The organism is Sorangiineae bacterium MSr11954, from assembly GCA_037157815.1.
Taxonomy (GTDB): domain Bacteria; phylum Myxococcota_A; class Polyangia; order Polyangiales; family Polyangiaceae; genus Pendulispora; species Pendulispora albinea.
Map to the genome: position 1 here is coordinate 4,277,014 of CP089984.1, position 16,923 is coordinate 4,293,936.

At 65.9% G+C, this 16,923-nt stretch carries 16 protein-coding genes; 6 read left to right on the forward strand and 10 right to left on the reverse strand.

Features of this window, described 5'->3' with window-relative positions; translation table 11 throughout:
- Positions 1-23: 23 nt before the first annotated feature.
- Positions 24-698, reverse strand: a complete 675-nt coding sequence (locus LZC94_16840) for a HAMP domain-containing histidine kinase (GenBank protein WXB18891.1) — start codon at positions 696-698, stop codon at positions 24-26.
- Positions 699-766: 68 nt separating this feature from the next.
- Here LZC94_16840 and LZC94_16845 point away from each other — a divergent pair, with 68 nt between their 5' ends.
- The 3 genes from LZC94_16845 to LZC94_16855 all read left to right on the forward strand — a co-directional run bounded on the left by LZC94_16845 (position 767) and on the right by LZC94_16855 (position 4,135).
- Positions 767-1,240 (forward strand): OB-fold putative lipoprotein, encoded by a 474-nt coding sequence (locus tag LZC94_16845; GenBank protein WXB18892.1) that lies wholly within the window; start codon positions 767-769, stop codon positions 1,238-1,240.
- 54 nt (positions 1,241-1,294) lie between these two features.
- A complete protein-coding gene (locus LZC94_16850; GenBank protein WXB18893.1) occupies positions 1,295-3,010 on the forward strand; it encodes a protein kinase in 1,716 nt (571 codons plus the stop codon).
- A 93-nt stretch (positions 3,011-3,103) separates the two neighbouring features.
- Positions 3,104-4,135 (forward strand): ketoacyl-ACP synthase III, encoded by a 1,032-nt coding sequence (locus tag LZC94_16855; GenBank protein ID WXB18894.1) that lies wholly within the window; start codon positions 3,104-3,106, stop codon positions 4,133-4,135.
- Here the strand turns inward: LZC94_16855 and LZC94_16860 are convergent.
- Genes LZC94_16860 through LZC94_16890 form a run of 7 tightly spaced genes read right to left on the reverse strand, consistent with a single transcriptional unit; the run spans position 4,104 to position 12,287 of the window.
- On the reverse strand, positions 4,104-5,186 hold the full coding sequence (locus LZC94_16860) for an AI-2E family transporter (protein WXB18895.1): 1,083 nt from the start codon (positions 5,184-5,186) through the stop codon (positions 4,104-4,106). The two genes, LZC94_16855 and LZC94_16860, sit on opposite strands and share 32 nt — an antisense overlap.
- Before the next feature lie 51 nt (positions 5,187-5,237).
- Complete coding sequence (locus LZC94_16865; GenBank protein WXB18896.1) at positions 5,238-6,023, reverse strand: alpha/beta hydrolase; 786 nt, start codon at positions 6,021-6,023, stop codon at positions 5,238-5,240.
- A gap of 9 nt (positions 6,024-6,032) precedes the next feature.
- Positions 6,033-8,582 carry a DUF3516 domain-containing protein gene (locus LZC94_16870; GenBank protein WXB18897.1) on the reverse strand — a complete coding sequence of 850 codons (2,550 nt, stop codon included), beginning with the start codon at positions 8,580-8,582 and terminating at the stop codon, positions 6,033-6,035.
- Position 8,583: 1 nt separating this feature from the next.
- Positions 8,584-9,423 carry an SGNH/GDSL hydrolase family protein gene (locus tag LZC94_16875; protein ID WXB18898.1) on the reverse strand — a complete coding sequence of 280 codons (840 nt, stop codon included), beginning with the start codon at positions 9,421-9,423 and terminating at the stop codon, positions 8,584-8,586.
- A gap of 33 nt (positions 9,424-9,456) precedes the next feature.
- On the reverse strand, positions 9,457-9,849 hold the full coding sequence (msrB, locus tag LZC94_16880) for a peptide-methionine (R)-S-oxide reductase MsrB (protein ID WXB18899.1): 393 nt from the start codon (positions 9,847-9,849) through the stop codon (positions 9,457-9,459).
- Positions 9,850-9,882: 33 nt separating this feature from the next.
- Positions 9,883-10,962, reverse strand: a complete 1,080-nt coding sequence (locus tag LZC94_16885) for a DUF2804 domain-containing protein (protein WXB18900.1) — start codon at positions 10,960-10,962, stop codon at positions 9,883-9,885.
- Entirely contained in the window at positions 10,959-12,287 is a 1,329-nt protein-coding gene (locus tag LZC94_16890; GenBank protein WXB18901.1) for a S8 family serine peptidase, read from the reverse strand. The genes LZC94_16885 and LZC94_16890 overlap by 4 nt, the downstream gene beginning before the upstream one ends.
- An 80-nt stretch (positions 12,288-12,367) precedes the next feature.
- Between LZC94_16890 and LZC94_16895 the strand changes: the two genes are divergently transcribed.
- Both LZC94_16895 and LZC94_16900 read left to right on the forward strand, forming a co-directional pair.
- Positions 12,368-13,237 (forward strand): hypothetical protein, encoded by an 870-nt coding sequence (locus LZC94_16895; protein ID WXB18902.1) that lies wholly within the window; start codon positions 12,368-12,370, stop codon positions 13,235-13,237.
- A gap of 117 nt (positions 13,238-13,354) precedes the next feature.
- Positions 13,355-13,780, forward strand: coding sequence for a hypothetical protein (locus LZC94_16900; protein WXB18903.1), 426 nt, complete (start codon positions 13,355-13,357; stop codon positions 13,778-13,780).
- A gap of 434 nt (positions 13,781-14,214) precedes the next feature.
- Here the strand turns inward: LZC94_16900 and LZC94_16905 are convergent, their stop codons facing one another.
- Complete coding sequence (locus LZC94_16905) at positions 14,215-14,865, reverse strand: TetR/AcrR family transcriptional regulator (GenBank protein ID WXB18904.1); 651 nt, start codon at positions 14,863-14,865, stop codon at positions 14,215-14,217.
- Between the two features lie 130 nt (positions 14,866-14,995).
- On the opposite strand from LZC94_16905, the gene LZC94_16910 reads away from it, so the two are divergent.
- Positions 14,996-16,015 (forward strand): ferritin-like domain-containing protein, encoded by a 1,020-nt coding sequence (locus LZC94_16910; protein WXB18905.1) that lies wholly within the window; start codon positions 14,996-14,998, stop codon positions 16,013-16,015.
- Here the strand turns inward: LZC94_16910 and LZC94_16915 are convergent.
- The gene (locus tag LZC94_16915) at positions 15,966-16,850 is read right to left on the reverse strand and encodes a nuclear transport factor 2 family protein (GenBank protein WXB18906.1); all 885 of its coding nucleotides are present in this window, start codon (positions 16,848-16,850) and stop codon (positions 15,966-15,968) included. The two genes, LZC94_16910 and LZC94_16915, sit on opposite strands and share 50 nt — an antisense overlap.
- Positions 16,851-16,923: the final 73 nt, after the last annotated feature.

The window sequence follows — 16,923 nt, forward strand, 5'->3', positions numbered from 1 at the left end:
GAAACCGCTAGCAATCCGGCGCGCTACGGCGGCGGGGGTCCTTTTGGCGCGCGAGACGGTGGAGGCGGTGGGGCCGACGGGAGCGTAAAGCGAAAGGTCGTGCCGCGTCCGAGCGCGCTCTCGCACCAGATTTTGCCTCCGTGGGCGTGGACGATGGCCTTGGAGACGGTGAGCCCGAGCCCGTCGCCTTTGCGGCTCGGATCCTTCCAGCCCTCGCGAAAGAGATAGGGCCAAGCGCGCGGATCGATGCCGGAGCCCTGGTCCTGGACCGAAATGACGATTCCGTTGTCGATGACGCGCGCGTCAATGGTGACCTGACCGCCGCCCGCGCTCGCGGAGATGGCATTGGCAACCAAGTGCAGGAGCACCTTGAGGATGCGTTCCGGATCGCAAGGCGCCACCACGTCCTCGGGCACCGTGTTGCAAAGGCGCAGCGAGCGCCGCGTGGCTTCCTTGCCGAGGCGCGCGAACGCCACGTCGGCCAGGCCGCGCAGCGACTCGGGGCGGCGGGCCAGGGGGATGGCGCCGGCGCTCAAGCGCTCGGTCTCGTACACGTCGCGAAAGACGCGACTTACGTGGCCGACGGGTGTAATTCGGCCGCGCAGCTCCGGCTGCTTGTGTTGTACCCCTCGCCGTTCTCCCGCCCCAAACGGCTTCGAGCGAACGGCGCGTACCGCCGCGAGTGTTCTCTCGAGCATGTCTCGAGATTTACCTTGTGCGAAGAGTGCTGCGCCGCAAGGGTCATTCGTGCTTAGACTCGCGCTTCATGTCGAAGGTGCAAGCGGGCCGGCGGTATCGCGCTTCGAGGATCGGCCCGGTCCTCGCGGGCCTCGCCTTGGCGGGCAGTCTGGCGGGGCTCGGTTGCGATGGTTGCGGGGCCAAAAAGGCGAGCTTAGCCCAGGTCCACGAGGCGCCGAAGAAGCAGCAGGTGCTCGATCGCGCGCAGGCGCCGCAGCTCGACGTGCTCCAGTTCATCAAGGACTTCACGGACGACCCCGGAAACGCAAATGCCAAGTACACGGGGCAGCTTTTCAAAGTGGTGGGCACCGTCCACGAGCTCTCCGGCGAGCGCGTGGTTCTGCACGACCGATTGGGCGCGGTGTCCTGTCAACTCCCGCCCGATCAAGCCAGCCAGCTGACGGTCGGCCAGCCGTCGGCGGTGACCGGTTTCGCGACACCGGGTGGCGGGCATGTCGCAGTTCGCCTTCAAGCGTGTGAGCTCGTGCCGACGAATCCCTGAAATTCCGCGGGCTGTGCGCGCGCCGTCGAATTGTTCGGTGCCCTAACGCTCCGCTTGCTCTACTCTGCGTCCCTGGGCGATCTGGTGGTAGAGGAAAATCGTGCATACGGCCGGGCGGGGCGCATCGGCAAAGTCATTCGGGGCAAGTGGCGCATCGACGCGCGCCTCGGCGAGGGGGCCACGGCCACCGTCTACGCGGCCACGCATCGCAACGGGCACCGGGTGGCGCTCAAAGTACTGCACCCGCAGTTTTTGAGGGACGAGCAGATACGCACACGTTTCATGCGCGAGGCGTACGTAGGGAATGCCATTTCGCATCCCGGCGTGGTTCGGGTGATCGACGACGACGTGACGGAGGATGGCGCGGTCTTCCTGGTCATGGAGCTGCTCGAGGGCGAGTCGTTCGAAAAGCGGGCGGAGCGCCATGGCGGGAGGCTCCCGCTCGCCGAGGTGGTGTGGCTGCTCGATACCTTGCTCGATGTGCTCGCCGCGGCGCACGAGCGGAGCGTGGTTCACCGTGACGTCAAGCCGGAGAACCTCTTTCTCACCCGCGATGGGCGCATCAAGGTGCTCGATTTCGGCTTTGCGCGCATGAAGGAGCAGGCGGAGCGCGGAGGATCCACCGAGGCGGCGACGTCGCTCACCAAGACCGGGTTCATCCTCGGCACCCCGGACTTCATGTCGCCCGAGCAAGCCGGGGGCCGCAACAGCGCGGTCGATGGTCGCTCCGATTTGTGGTCGGCCGCCGCCACGGCGTTCTGCTTGATCTCGGGGCAGCGCGTGCACCCGGGGGCGGTGACCTTGCACCAGCATCTGCTGCAGACGGCGACGGCGCGGGCGCGCTCGCTCGGCTCGGTCGATCCGGGGTTGCCGGCCTCGCTGGTGGCGGTCATCGATCGGGCGCTGTCGCTCGAGCCCGAGCGGCGCTGGTCCGATGCCCATGCGATGCGGACGGCGCTGCGCGCGGCCGTCGGCTCCGTCGCCAAGCCGAAGACCATCTTCGATGACGCGCAACGGTTGGAGCAGCTGCAACGGATGGAGCTGGACTCCGAGCCGGACGAAACCCTCCGCTCCGATCTGGAGGCCACGGTGGTGGTCGACTCCTCGCGGCTGCCGCCGGTTCATGCGTTACCCTTCGATGCACGCCACGATGAGAGCGTGATCTTCGTGAGCACCCTCGAGCCGCAGTCCGGCTACGACATGGCGCCTGCCGCGAGCGGTGGAGCACGGGGCGCGATGTCACCCCCCGCGGGCGGCGCGCCACCGGACACCGAGCGGATGCTGCGCCACGACTCCGCGCCGGAGCCGCGGCATCCGCGCCCCGTCCACACGCCTCGGCCGGCGGGCCTCGGCATGGAAGGGCGGGCGCCGCAAGCGCTGGACCCGCGGCAAGCGGCGGACCTCGGCCCGGGAAATCGGCCGCCGCAAGCGGTGGACCCCCGAGCGCCCATGCCGAGCGAGTCGTCTCGTTCGGGCATCACCGCCCCGAGGATTCGTCCCTCGTCGTTCGATCGCTACTTCTCACGATGGATTTTTTTCCTCGTCATCGCGACCATCGCGGCGATCATTTACATCATTGGATTGCAGCGAAAGAGGCATATGAGCGCGCGGCGCTCCAATGCGGCGCAGGCGCAGCCCGTCGAGCGGGCCTATACGGTCCCGCCCGGGTCCGCTACCGCTTCTACCGCCACCTCCCAGGCGCCTCAAGCTCCGCAAGGGTCTCAAGCGGCTCCTCCTCCCCAAGCGACGACGCCGGCACAGCGAAGGTGACGGCAGGCGCGGGCGCGCGGTCCGGCGCTCCGTCGTGTGCTCGGGTCAGCAATGGGCTTTCCGGAGCGCGAGCCGTAAAGTACCCTGTTTTCCATGCCCAACGCATACATCTCCGGCACGGGGTTCTACGTTCCCCCGCGCGTCGTGACCAACGACGATCTGCGGACGCAATATGGAATCGATACGAACAACGAATGGATCGTCCAGCGGACTGGTATCACCGAGCGCCGCTTCGCCGATCCGGGGGTCGGCACGTCGGATCTGGCGGTCCCCGCCTCGCGTGCCGCGCTGGAGTCTGCGGGGATCGAGGCGCACGATCTGGACATGATCGTCTTCGCCACCCTCTCGCCCGAGTGCTGCTTTCCGGGTAGCGGGCTTTATTTGCAGCGAAAGCTGGGGTTGTGCGAAGGGCCCAAAGCGAAGTTCGTCCCCGCGTTGGACGTGCGCAATCAATGCGCGGGCTTCCTCTATTCGCTCGGCACCGCCACCTCGATGATCAAATCGGGCGCCGCCAAGCACGTGCTGGTGGTGGGCTCCGAAACGCATTCGGCTGCCCTCGATCTCTCGACCCGGGGCCGATCGGTGGCCTCGCTCTTCGGCGACGGCGCAGGCGCGGTGGTGGTGAGCGCCACCGAGGAGGATCGCGGCATCCGCAGCTGGCACCTGGGGGCCGACGGCCGTTACACCGAGGTGCTGTCGCAGAAGGTTTGGGACATCTCCAAGCGCCCGTTCATCCCGCAGAACGCGGAGGGCGTGGGGCAGGTGCAGCCCACCATGATGTGGGCGCAGATGGATGGAAAGGTCGTCTTCAAGAACGCCGTCGAGCGCATGATCGGCGCGCTCATGGAGATTTGCATCACCAACGGAGTGACGGGGAACGATATCGATCTGTTCGTGTTCCACCAGGCCAATTTGCGGATCAACGAATACATCGCCGACCATATGGGCATCCCCAAGGAGAAGCTGGTCAGCAACATTCAATATTATGGCAACACCACCGCGGCGACCATTCCCATCCTGCTCGCCGAGTCGGAGCGCAATGGCAAATTGAAGCGCGGGATGAAGGTGGCCCTGGTGGCCTTCGGCTCGGGGTTCACCTGGGGCTCCGCGCTCGTCGATTGGTGAGGATGGACGGCGTCGGAGAGCCCCCACCGGGGAGGCCGGGCGCCGCTTCGACCTCGTCCTCCTCGCGAAACTCGCTGCGAATCTTCCCGGCCACGAACAGGGCCGGGAACGAGAGGAACAGCCCCGCGAACCCGAACAAGTGCTCGAAGATCACCAGGCTGACGATGAGCACGAAGCCGGGCAGCGGCACATGGCGCGCGGTGAGGTGCGGGTTCAAATAGTACGACTCGATTTTGTGCAGCAGGAAGGTGAGCGAGATCATCAGCGACACGCCCACCCAGCGCTTCGCCTGGTAGGCAAAGAACACGAGCACCGCGCCCGACGCCAAGTTGCCGATGACCGGCACCAGCCCGCTCACGAAGATGAGCACCATGAGCATGGCCACGTGGGGAATGCCGATCAGGAGCAGCAAGGGCAGGGTGAGCAGGGTGTTGCAGGCGGCCACCACCAATTGAAGCTGGATGGTCAAGCTCACGGCGTCCGCCACGTTTCCGCACCAGCGAAGGAGGGTGCCCAGAAAGCTCCGCGGGGCGATGGCCTCGCGAAACGCCGCCAGGCGCTCGCGTTCCAGGTGAAACACGATGGCGAAGATGAAGCCGATGATCGTGTACGCCACGATGTGCCCCACCTGCGAGACGTAGTGCAGCGCGCTGCCCGCGTAGTGCTTCCCTTGTTCCACCAGGGCATCGGTGTCCGTCACCTGCTCGTGCAGGCGCTTGACCCACGGGTGCTCCCGGATCTCCCCGATGCGCTCCGGTAAATCCCGCGCCTCGCGCACCGCCCGCACCACCCTTCCGGCGCCCAGCGCGATGCCGCCGCCCACCGTCAGCAGAACGACGCCGGCCACCGTGAGCACCGCCGCCTTGCGCGGCAAGCGCGTTCGCCCCGCGAGGAACGCGGCCGCCGCGCCCAGACCGCGCTCGAACGCCACGAAGAAGACCAGCAGCGGCAAGAGCTGTCGAAAGAGCACGAGCAGGAGCAAGAACGCTGCGATCGTCAACGCGCGGCGCGGGGTTCGTTCCGCGAGGAAAGCTCCGACGCGATCCGTCATGGTCCGCGAGATTAGATCAAACCGCGGCGCATGACAGGGCCCATGGCCGCATCACATCGGCTTTCGGTACATGAACCGCAGCGCCGCGGGGAAGCGCCTTCGCCAGTGGCGCTCTCCGTGGCCGCCTTTGGGGTCGAGGACCAGTTTGAGCTTCTCGGGCCCATAGCCCCGCCCCGTGAGGTGCTCGGCCATGCGCGCGACCAAGGAGGCCATGTTGCCGCTGCCCTCTTGCAAGCCGCCGTCGAGGTAGATGCGGGAGAACGCCGGGTTTTCTTGCTTGGCCACGAACGAAAACAGCGCGCGCTGCCCGAACCAGAACGAGGGCGACATGGCGATGACGCCGCCAAACAGATCCGGCCTGCGAAAGTGCGCGTAGAGCGAGGCGAGGCCGCCCATCGAGGAGCCGCCGATGCACACGCCCACGGGCCCCTCCACGATGGAGTAGCGGCCGCGCACCTCGGGCAAGAGCGTGGCCCCGAGCCACTCGAGCAGCACGTCGGCCTTTCCGCCGCGGCCACCCGCGCGAAAAGGTCCGAGCTCGTCGATGCGTTGCTCGCCGCCGTGGTCGATGGCGACGATGATGGGGACGTTGTAGCCGGTCGGCCGCAACCGCTCCACGGCGGTGTGCACGTACCATCCCCCGGAGAACGAGGGCTCGTCGTCGAAGACGTTCTGCCCGTCGAACAGGACCAGCAGCGGCCGCGGCGCCACTCCGCGGCGGCGGGAGACCGGGCCGGGCGACCTGGAAGGCGCCGGCGCGGAAGACGGCACGTGCACCCGGACCAGCCGCTCCCCGTCCAACCCTGGAACCGTATACTGCCCGAAGATTTCAGGCATGGCCGGACCTTACGTGCCCACCCGAACCAACGAGAGCACCACGCGGCCTTCGTCGCGCGCGCGGTCCAGATCGACCTTGCACACGATGACCCAGTCGTCGTCGCCCTCGGGATCGAGCACCGTTTGCTGGATTTGCCAGTGGGTCTCGAGCTGGTCGATGCGGCAGAGGGCGGGGCGTCGCGCGTCGGGGTCGACGCGGATGCTGGCGTGCTCCTCGAAGTACGGCGCCCATTTTTCGCGGAGCTCCCCGGCGGAGACGGGGGCCAGCATGTCGGCCGCCACGTCGTAGTCCTTTTTGGCGAGCGCGCGCAGGAGGCGGTACATCTCGTTTCGCACCAGCACGGTGAAGGCGCGCTCGTCGCGGGTGATGTCGCGCGTGTCGGCGCGCTCGAGGATCTCCTCTTTGGCGCCGCCCTCGATGGCCGTCTGGATGCGCGAGGGATCGCGCATTTTTTCCCACTCGTCGAGCAAGCTCGAGTCGACCTGGCGCACGATGGCGCTGAAGTACGTCACGATGTCCTCGACCTCCTCCGTCTTGGCGTAACGGGGGACCGTCTCGACCAGCACTTTGTAGACGTCGGAGAGATATCGAAGCAAAAGGCCCTCGGCCCGCTCCAATCCATATTCGTTCACGTACTCGCGAAACGACATGTACGCCTCGTACATATCGCGCGCCACCGACTTGGGGCGGATATTGTCCTGTCCGACCCAGGGGTGCTTGGCGGAGAAGGCGTTGAACGTATCGTAGATGAAGTCGCGATTGGGCTTGGGGTATTCGAGCTTGGAGAGCTCCTCCATGCGATCGTCGTACTCCACGCCCGCGGCCTTCATTTCGGCCATTTTCTTGGTCTTGAGCGCGTCGAGCTGCTTCATGAGCACCACCTCGGGGTTCTCGAGGATCGACTCCACCAAGGTGAGCACGTCGAGCGCATACGTCTCCGAGTCGGGATCGATGCGGTCGAGGGTGTCGAGCAGATAGAGCGAGAGCGCGTGGTGCAGCGAGAAGTCCTCCTGCAAATCCGCGTTGACCACCACATGGCGCCCGTCGATTTCGATGACCCCGGAGTCCACCAGGGAGCGAAAGAGCATGGCGGTGGTCTTGCCGTGGATGCGCTTTTGCGCGCGGCGCTCGTGTGAGCGCCAAATGAGGCGGGCCATGGCGCGGCAGCCGCCATTTTCGCGCTCGAGCACCTGCATCAGCATGCCGTGCGACACCGAGAAGCGCGACACCAGGGGCTCGGGCGGCGACTCGATGAGGCGCGTGAAGACCCCTTTGTCCCAGTGCACATAGCCCTTCTCCGGCGGCTTCTTCTTCACCATCTTGCGCCGCTTGGCCGGATCGTTTCCGGCCTTGGCCTCCATGCGGAGGTTCTCAATCACGTGCTCGGGCGCCTGCACCACCACGCTGCCGCGGTCGTCGAACCCTTTGCGCCCGGCGCGGCCGCTGATCTGCTGAAAATCGCGCACGCTGAGGATGGCGGTCTTCTCGCCGTCGAACTTGCACAGCTTGGTGAAGACCACGGTGCGAATGGGGATGTTGACGCCGACCCCCAAGGTGTCGGTGCCGCAGATGACCTTGAGGAGCCCTTTTTGCGCCAAGGTCTCCACCAGCAATCGGTATTTGGGCAACAACCCCGCGTGGTGCACGCCGATGCCATGGCGAATGTACTTTTGAATGTCCTTGCCGTACGGCGAGTCGAAGCGCGCGCCGGCGATGGCGGCGGCGATGGCGCGTTTTTCGTCTTTGGTGCAGATGTCCACGCTCATCAGGTTTTGCGCTTCTTCGGCGCAGGCGCGCTGCGTGAAGTGCACCAGATAGAGCGGGATTTTTCCGGCCGCGACCAGCTTGGCCACCGTCTCGTGAAGCGGGATTTCCGAGTATTCGAAGTCGAGGGGGACCGGGCGATCTTTCCCGATGACCACCGCCGTTTCGATCCCGGTGAGATCGTCGAGGTAGCGCTCGAAGGGCGCGGTGTCGCCGAAGGTGGCCGACATCAAGAGGAACTTGGCCTGGGGCAGGGCGAGCAAGGGCAATTGCCAGGCGACCCCGCGGTCTTTGTCGGAGTAGTAGTGGAACTCGTCCATGATGACGTAGTCCACGTCGGCCTGATCGCCGTGGCGCAGCGCCAAGTTGGCGAGGATCTCTTGGGTGCAGCAGATGATGGGGGCGTCGCGGTTGACGGCGGCGTCGCCGGTCATCATCCCGACCCGGTCGGGGCCGAACTCGCGGCACAAGGCGAAGAATTTCTCGCTGACCAGCGCCTTGATGGGGCACGTGTAGAACGAGCGCCGCCCCTCGGCGGTGGCCAGGAAGTGCATGGCGGTGGCGACCAGCGACTTCCCCGAGCCGGTGGGCGTGTTGAGGATGACGTTCTTGCCCGAGAAGAGCTCGAGGATGGCCTCTTCCTGCGCGGGGTAGAGGGTCAGCCCGATTTCGGTGGTGTAGTCGATGAACGAATCGAGGAGCTTTTGCGGATCGACGTCGTCGTCGGGGTGGGGGAGGCGGCGCCCGAGCCGGGTTTCGGCTCGTTCGAGGCGCGAGGTTTGCTCGAACGACATGTCATCGCTTTGCATGGGTTGCCTTGGGATCGCCGGGCTCGCCGGGATGGCCAGGATTGCCGGTTCCGGGGGGCGCGGCCTCGGGCTTGGCCTGGCCGTCGGTTTCGGGGTCGACGCGGTGGGAGGGCTCGTCGTCGAAGATGAAGCGCCAGACCGCGTCGGCCCAGATTTCGCCCCCGCGGTCGGTGGGGTGGATATGGTCGGTCTGCCGCTCGAGGACCAGCCGGCTCGTGTCGAAGAATTTGCAGGGTGCAATGTTTTCCGCGATCACGCGTCGTACACCTTTGTCCCGTTTGACGGCTTTGATGGGCAGGGGAGGACCCAGCCAATAGCACGCGGCGGGCTGCATCTTCTTGACGATCGAGCGAATGTTGGCGGCGAGCGCTTCGGGGTTGGGGTTGAGGACGTTGTTGCTCCCCAGGTTCAAGATGACGATGTCCGGCTTCGCCTTTCGAACCAGCTTCGTGAGGCGCTCGTCCTCGTCGAAGGTGCGGATTTGCGCGCTGGTCCACGAGTTCGAATAGAACTTGGCGCCGGCGCTTTTGAAGCGCGTCTCGAGCGCCATCGTGAGACCACGGCGGAAGCCGACCATGGAGTCGCCCAGGTGGAGGACGGTGTGGACGCGGTCGGGGGTTAGGCGCGGTGCGGCGGGGTCGGGTGCGGGTACGGGGTCGGGCGCGGGGCTAGGGTTGCTGGCGCTGGGGGCAGCAGGGCTGGCGCTGGGAGCAGCGGGGCTGGCGCTGGGAGCAGCGGGGGAATCGCTCTTGGGCGAGGTGGGGTCGCTTCCGCACCCGAGGGTTGCGACCATGGCGAAGGAGACGAGGGCCCGCGATGTTCTCAAGTCCCCAAAATACGTCGTGGGGCGTTGGGATGCCTACTTTTTCTCGAGCTTGAGCGACGCGGAGTTGATGCAGTACCGCAATCCGGTGGGCCCCGGACCGTCGGGGAAGACGTGCCCCAAATGGGCGCCGCATGCCTGGCAGGTCACCTCGGTGCGGGTCATGAAGTGGGAGTGATCCGCGTGTTCCTCGATGGCGGCTTCGGCCACGGGGGAGGTGAAGCTCGGCCAGCCGGAGCCGGAGTCGTATTTGGTGTCGGAGGAAAAGAGCGCTTCCCCGCAGCAGACGCAGCGGTAAGTGCCGGAGTCGTGGCAATCGTAATATTCACCGGTAAAGGCGCGCTCGGTTCCTTTGCGGCGCGTGACGGCGAATTGTTCGGGCGTAAGCTCCTTGTACCACTGGGCTTCGGACTTCTCGATCTTGGCCATCGTGCGCTCCAACGTAAATCACCTGACCGGCGCCTACCAGAGGATGTCCTGATCCTCGGTGACCCCCGCCAGATCCTCGATGGCGTAGCTGCGCCCGAGCGCCCGCAAAGTTCCTGAAAAATGGCCGACGGGCTGAACGAAATGGCTTCGCACGATGCCCAAATTGCGCCGCTCGCGGTGCGCGCCAAAGGGCTGGAAGCCGAGATCGACGGCGCCATCGGCTCCTTCTTCCGTCGTCAAGCGCCAGGGGGCGAGCACATCGTCTCGGTTCCACGTAAAGCGCGCGCGTCCGAGGGGGACCAGCTCGCTGCCGATGAAGAGCGCGTTCTCGCTCACCCCCGGCGCATCGTTGAAGCCCGAGACCAGGTTGAGGCCCACCCGCTCCCCCGTCGGAAGGGTGCCGCACGCAAAGGCCCAGCGCCATGCCGTGCGACGCGCCAAGTAGCCGTTCGTATAGTCGATGCCGCCCACGCCGCCGTTCAAATCGAAGGAGCGCCCCCCGACCTCCAGCATGCCGCGCGACCTTAGCGCCGCCCACTTTTGCGTCACATTGACCCTTCGGCCGTCCTCGGACACGGGCGCAATCACGGTGATGGCCGGAGGGCCTTTGGCGGCCGAGAGCTCGCCCAGCCAGAGCAGATCGTCCACCTGCGCGCGCTGGTGGTACTCGTCGGCGCCCGATGAAAACGACGCGCCCAGGCGCACGCCCGGGAGCCGGAAGCTCGCGCCGCGCTGCGATGTCGGCGCGTTCGCGGGAGCCCCGGCGGGAAAGTCGCTCACGCGCACGAAGGGCCGCGGCAGGCCCGTGAACCCGCGGTCGAAGAGCACCGACTTGGAGGCGCGATCGGCCACCAGGACGAACGCGTTGGACGCGTAGCCCAAGTCGACGATGGCGTAGAGCGCGATCACCTCGCGCGTGGCCACGAAGGTGTAGAGCCACCGCTTGTGCGAGGCCAGGCGGGTGAGCCTCCCTGCGCGCGGCAGAACCACCTGCCCCAGCGCGCCGCGGTACGTTCCGAAGCGTGCGGCGCCCTCGCCATCGACGACGCTCTCGGGGACCTCGGGCAACGCGTTCACGTGGCTCGCGTGGCTACTCTGGTTCACGTGGCTCATGTGCCCCTCAGCGCGTGCTCGACGGCCGCCTTGGGATCCACCACCCCCCAGCCCTGGCGGTCGACCTCCAGGTTGGGCAAGCGCTTGGCCGTCTTCAATAAAATACGTTTGATTTCGAGGGGTTTCAGCCGAGGGTTGGCCTCGAGCATCTGCGCGATCACGCTGGTGACGATGGGCGCCGCGAAGCTGGTGCCGTCGACCATTTTGTAGTGCTCGTTGATCACCAGCTCGTCGCGCAGGCCTGCTTCGATGACCTGGCGAATCAAATACAGCGGGCTGCCCTTGGCCTCGTCGAGCGAGGGGATCACGCCGGGGTATTTGGCGAGGGTGGCCTCGAGCTCGCCGTCGGCGGTTTTATGCAGCTTGGCGAGCAACGCAATCTGCGACGCGGTGAGCGTGCCCGGGAGAATGGGCGCGGCGATCCAATTGGCCACCGTGACGACCTCGGGTTTTTGCAGCCCGTCGATGGTGGGCCCGTACGACGAGCGATATCCCGTTACTTGGCCGAAGTGCGGATTGCCGCGATCGTCGATCCCGCCGACGGAGATCACCGCCGGCACGCTGGCGGGCGGCACCACGTAGCCGGGGCGATGGCCCTGATTGCCCACGGCGGCCACCACCACGATGCCGGCGCGGATCGCCGCCTCTGCGAAACGCGACATCACATCGTCGAGATAGGATGCTTCGTAGTCGCCGCCGGCGGAAATATTGAGGATACGGATGTCGTAGCGGCCGCGGTTGACGAGGACCCATTCGATGCCGCGCGCAATGTCGTCGTGGTGTACGCGCGACAGCGTCCCCACTTTGACGAGGACCAGGCCCAGATCGGGGGCGACCGAGCGGAATCGTCCGTTCGAGAGCGCGCCATTTCCGGCGGCCACCACGGTGGACATCATGCCGTGCCACGAGGAGCCATCGCCGCTGTTCAGCAGCTCGACCCCGTCTTTTTTTTCATGAATGAGATCGTGGTACGCGTGGATGCGGGAGTGCGGCGTGGTCAGATCGGGATGCGCGTAGAAGCCGCTGTCCAAAAATGCAGCCACGATTCCACGGCCGCTGAAACGTGTATCCGCACCGATGCGTTCGCCAATGGGAAGCGGGGCGCGGGCGCGGGGATCGTGCGATTCACGCTCGCCCCGAAGCGGCGCGGCCGGGATGCGCACCGAGATTGGATTCTTTTTCCCTTCGGATATCGCAACGTCGGGGGCCGATGCGGCATCGTTCCTAGTTTCGGGCGTTTCGGGCACATGTCCCGCCATGGCCGTTGCATGGGCATGCGAGGTCGGGGGCGAGGAGGATTCGTCGGGCTGCCGATCGTTTTTCATACCGCGAGCGGGCGTTCTTACTACAATATGGGTTGTTGATGCTTAGCTCTGCACCGCCTCTCCGCGTTTGCCTCGTCGACATGAACAACGGTGTCGCCAATCAGGCGACACGCTGCTTCCGTCGGTTGTTCGACGCATTTCAGAAGCGCGTCAAGGAGCAGAATCCGCACGCGGAGCTGCATTTCCGGCACGTTCAGCCGCGAAACCTGGGCGAGCTCCCGGACGACGACGTCGACATCGTGCTCTCGTCCGGTGGTCCCGGATCCCCCTTCGATGGGTACGAGGATCCATGGGGCGTGGGCTTCCGAAAGCTCATGGACCGCGTGGTCGAAGCGAACCTGAGGGACGCGGATCGCGCCCCGAGGATGTTCGCGGTTTGCTACTCGTTCGAGCTGGCCGTGCTCCACTTTGGCGTGGCGGAAATGTCCAAGCGCGACACGCTCAAGTTCGGCGTCATGCCCGCCTATGTCACCGACGAGGGGCAGGAGAGCGACTATTACAGCCCCTTCGGCTACCGGCTCTTCTCGTGGGAGCACCGAAGCTGGGAGGCCATCAACCTGAACGCCGCGAAGCTCGCCTCCATCGGCGGCAAGGTTACGGCGGTCGAGTCGCACGCCGGGAGCAAGGTCAACACGGGCGACGCCATCCTCGGCTTCGATTTCGCGCCCGGCATTCAAGGCACGCAGTTTCACCCCGAGGCCGACAGGGCCGGGGTCATGGCGTGGATCGAAAAGCCGGAGCACACCGTGCAGGTGGAGGCCGCGTACGGTCGCATCCTCTACGAAAAGATGCTCAAGAGCCTCGCCGATCCGGACCGTCTGGCCCGCACCTTTGCGCTGCTCATCCCCGGTTGGTTGACCTACCGATTCAACGAGCTCGCCCCGGCCCGCGGCTGGAAGCCCCTGGCCGCACCGGAGTTCGATATTCAGCAATTCGATATTGCCGTCTAAGACGTACAAGATACGTAATCGGCATACTGATTCGTCCGGCAGCTTTCGTTTGGATGTCCAAACGAGCTACGGAGCGGCAATGAGGATGGAACGACCTACTTCATCGGGAGGTTCTCCATGCATAAGACCCTCGTTGCCCGCCTTTCCATGATTGCACTCACCACCGTCGCCGGCAGCGCACTTGCTGCGGACAGCGCCTTCGTTGGCCACTGGACCTTCCAGTCGGGGAGCAAGGCCACGACCCCTTGCAGCGCAGGCTACCTGGACGAAACGGGCAAAGCCTTCGACCTGACGCCGGGCTCGGCGCCCGGTGAATTCCTATCGAGCTTCGATGGCTGTACGCTCACCATGGTGGAGTCGGATGCGAGCCATGCGCGCTTGAAGAACGCCACGTCGTGCACGCTCTCGGATGGGAGCACCAGCTACAACGTGACCTTCACGTCCTCCACCTTGGTGCTCGACGGCAGCGGCGTTCTATCCGTCGAGCTCAATGGCAACAGCGGCATTTGTGCGCTGACCGTCAAAGGAACGGCCATCCGGTAACGGCGCGCGCGGGCGGTGCGCTCGGGTGCGGAGCTTTGGCGCGCCCTGAGCACACCGTTGGGGTGGCGACGAAGGTGCTGGCTATGGGATCGACCAGGTAACGCGCGCATGGTGCGCTCATTCGCTGGGCGGAGCTGGGGCGCGCCCGGAGTGCACCGTTGGGGTGGCGACGAAGATGCCGGCTATGGGATCGACCAGGTAACGCGCGCACGATGCGCTCATTCGCTGGGGGGCGCTGGGGGGCGGAGCTGGGGCGCGCCCCGAGCACACCGTGGGGTGGCGACGAAGGTGCTGGCTATGGGATCGACCAGGTAACGCGCGCATGGTGCGCTCATTCGCTGGGGGCGGAGCTTTGGCGCGCCCCGAGCACACCGTTGGGGTGGCGACGAAGGTGCTGGCTATGGGATCGACCAGGTAACGCGCGCACGGTGCGCTCATTCGCTGGGGGGCGGAGCGGCGGCGCGTCCGGAGTGCACCGTTGCGGATGCGACGAAGATGCGGGCCATGTGATCGACCAAGCGGGTGCGCGAGACGGGCAACGAGCCCGAGAGCCACTCGTGCAGAAGCTCGACATAGCCGGCGGCGAAGGTGATGGTCGTGAGGCGCGCGTCGGTGGGGGTCACGCGATCGGCGCCGTAGAAGTCGCGCGTGAGCTTGCTCATGACGGTGGCGACTTGGACGAGCTGCTCGCGGCGGCGGCGCTGAAGCGATTCGGGACCGGAGCCGGAGATGAGCAAGAGCTTGGCCTTGCGGTGATCGTCGGTGATGACATGGATGGCGGCTTCGAGGCCGGCGTGCGCGCGCGCGAGCGCATCCCAAGGTGCTTGGGCTACGGCGTCGAGGGTCGCGCCGGTGACCTCGTCGGCGACGCGATCGAAGAGCGCGACCAGGAGCTCGTCGAGATCGCGAAAGCTCTCGTAGAAATAGCGGCTCGTCAACCCCGCGCGGGCGCACACGGAGCGCAGGCTGAGCCCTTTCAGGCCTCCTTCTCCGATGGCATCCAGCGCGGCTTCGAGCAATCGTTGGCGCCGTCGTTCGCGGCGTTCCAGGCGGGGAAGACCTCCATAGACCCGTTCGGTTGTCATGCAGAAGTGCATCCTACTCCGTTGTGACGTTTCAGTGTCCTTGACGCGGACAGTCGCCGCGCGCATCATCTGGATACGATCGTATTCAGATTGACCCTTGCGTGGCGGGGGCTTTGCCGGAGCGAAGACGATGGACCTCGAGGCCATGTTCGAACGGTGCAAGCGCGACCAGTGGGCCATCTCCGACCTGGACTGGTCCGGAACGCCGAGGCCCATGGCCAAGGCGGATGAGATGGCAATCGTTCAGTATTTTACGGATATGGCGGGCATCGAGCGGCTGGCGAAGGCCCTGTTCGCGCAGCAGGCTAAAAACGCGCGCGATCCGGTGCTTCGCGACATCTTTCGCACCTTCGTGGCGGACGAGGAGCGGCACGCGGTGGTCGCCGAGCGGCTGGCCGTTTACTACGATGTTCATCGTTACCAAAAATATGAAATGAGCCGTGCGCTCCAGCGATTCGCGCCATCGTTCGTGCACCTGGTGCAGAACGTGCCGCCGGACATCGCAAATGTGTATGTCACCGGCGGCGAGATTGCGCTCGATATGGCGCTTTTGCGTTCCATCGACGACTACGTGAACGATGCCATGAGCCAAGCCGCCATGGATCGCATCAACCGCGATGAATCGCGGCACCTGGCCATCGACTACCATATGACGGAGTACTACGCGTCCGCGGAGTACGCGGCCCTCGTCGCGAACGAGCCCCCGGCGTCTTGGACGAAGCGCGCGCGCTCGGCGATGGCGCTCGCGCGGGTCGTCTATTCCGCGGCGCCCTTCTTTCGTGCGGTGTTCTTCGATCCGATGCAGCGGGTCGATCCCGATGGAAAGCGTCTTCGCGAGGCGTTCAAGCGGCTGCAGCTCCTCGGGGAAAAGAACCGGGAGCGGGCGAGCACCTTGGTGCGGGTGCTCTGCGGGGTGCAAGCGCTGTACAATGAATCGAGCTTGTTTCGAAGGGTTTTCGGCCGGGCGGCCGCTCGGATCTGCGGCATTCCGGTGCAGTTGATGGATCGTTTTTACACGCAGGAGGAAGCGCGGCGGGCGGCGAAGATGTCGTACGACGATCTGGCGAACGAGGCGCTGGCGGCGGACTCGTTCAGCTCGTTCAGCTGGGATCGCCCCACACCGCGGCCGCGATCCGCCACGTGTCCTTGACGCGGAGCAAGGCGATGTGATCGACGTAGCGCCGTCCGTGCGCGACGACATCGAGCTTGGCGAAGGCGATTTTGCCGGACGCCTTCGAGGCGAGGACGCGCCATTGGGCTTGGCGGCCGTCCTCTCCGCGCTCGCGCCGGGCGGCATAGCGGGCGGCCCACTCGGAGACGCTGGCGCGCGCGTACGGTACACCGGCGACGTGAACGGCGCTGTAGATGCACTCGTCCAAGTGCGAGCTCGCGAGCAGCGCGGGATCGTTGTCGAGGGCGGCGCGGATCTTTTGCTCGAGGGCGCTGCGTACGCCCGGCTCGTCGGACCACGGGGGCGGCGCCTCCTCGGGCTTCAGCATGTCGTAGACTTTGTCCACCACCCGCCACCCGTCGGGCGTGTCGACGACGAGCAGCAGATCGTGGAAGCGGTGGGTCGCGTAGCGTGCGTACGACGCGACGATGGCCATCGGGCCTTCGCGATCGAGGACTGTGAGCGTTCGCTCCAGGGCGGGGACGCAGGGCTTGGGCGCGTCGATGGCGAGCCACCAGGCGAGCATGGTCTTCGACTGCACGGCGCCTGCGTCGTCGACCCGCACCAGGTGCGACGCCGGGTGAAATGCGGTGCGCAGCGGGGTGCTCGTGCAGCGATCGCTCGCGTCGATGTAGGCGCGGGCCGGGCCCTCGGGCGAGGTGTGGCGTGGTGCGGCCGGCGCGGCCGGGGTGGATCGCGCGGTGGTCGGAGAGGGGGCGGCTGGCGCGGACTGCGCCGTCGTGGTGGATGGCGCGGGCAAGGTGGAGGCCGCGGGGGCACAGGAGGCGGCGAGCGCGAGGAGCAGGTAGCGCATTGCGTGCAAGGTGCGCGGGATCGGGGGGATGGGTCCAATTGATTCTTTTGCGCCCGGTCCATAGAATTCCTCG

Bases quoted from the DNA above. Each gene is read 5' to 3' on its own strand.
- LZC94_16845 (WXB18892.1), top strand. From the start codon at position 767: ATGTCGAAGGTGCAAGCGGGCCGGCGGTATCGCGCTTCGAGGATCGGC.
- LZC94_16870 (WXB18897.1), bottom strand. From the start codon at position 8,582: ATGTCGTTCGAGCAAACCTCGCGCCTCGAACGAGCCGAAACCCGGCTC.
- msrB (WXB18899.1), bottom strand. From the start codon at position 9,849: ATGGCCAAGATCGAGAAGTCCGAAGCCCAGTGGTACAAGGAGCTTACG.
- LZC94_16915 (WXB18906.1), bottom strand. From the start codon at position 16,850: ATGCGCTACCTGCTCCTCGCGCTCGCCGCCTCCTGTGCCCCCGCGGCC.
- LZC94_16895 (WXB18902.1), top strand. From the start codon at position 12,368: ATGAACAACGGTGTCGCCAATCAGGCGACACGCTGCTTCCGTCGGTTG.
- LZC94_16900 (WXB18903.1), top strand. From the start codon at position 13,355: ATGCATAAGACCCTCGTTGCCCGCCTTTCCATGATTGCACTCACCACC.
- LZC94_16865 (WXB18896.1), bottom strand. From the start codon at position 6,023: ATGCCTGAAATCTTCGGGCAGTATACGGTTCCAGGGTTGGACGGGGAG.
- LZC94_16910 (WXB18905.1), top strand. From the start codon at position 14,996: ATGGACCTCGAGGCCATGTTCGAACGGTGCAAGCGCGACCAGTGGGCC.
- LZC94_16860 (WXB18895.1), bottom strand. From the start codon at position 5,186: ATGACGGATCGCGTCGGAGCTTTCCTCGCGGAACGAACCCCGCGCCGC.
- LZC94_16905 (WXB18904.1), bottom strand. From the start codon at position 14,865: ATGACAACCGAACGGGTCTATGGAGGTCTTCCCCGCCTGGAACGCCGC.
- LZC94_16840 (WXB18891.1), bottom strand. From the start codon at position 698: ATGCTCGAGAGAACACTCGCGGCGGTACGCGCCGTTCGCTCGAAGCCG.
- LZC94_16885 (WXB18900.1), bottom strand. From the start codon at position 10,962: ATGAGCCACGTGAACCAGAGTAGCCACGCGAGCCACGTGAACGCGTTG.
- LZC94_16890 (WXB18901.1), bottom strand. From the start codon at position 12,287: ATGAAAAACGATCGGCAGCCCGACGAATCCTCCTCGCCCCCGACCTCG.
- LZC94_16855 (WXB18894.1), top strand. From the start codon at position 3,104: ATGCCCAACGCATACATCTCCGGCACGGGGTTCTACGTTCCCCCGCGC.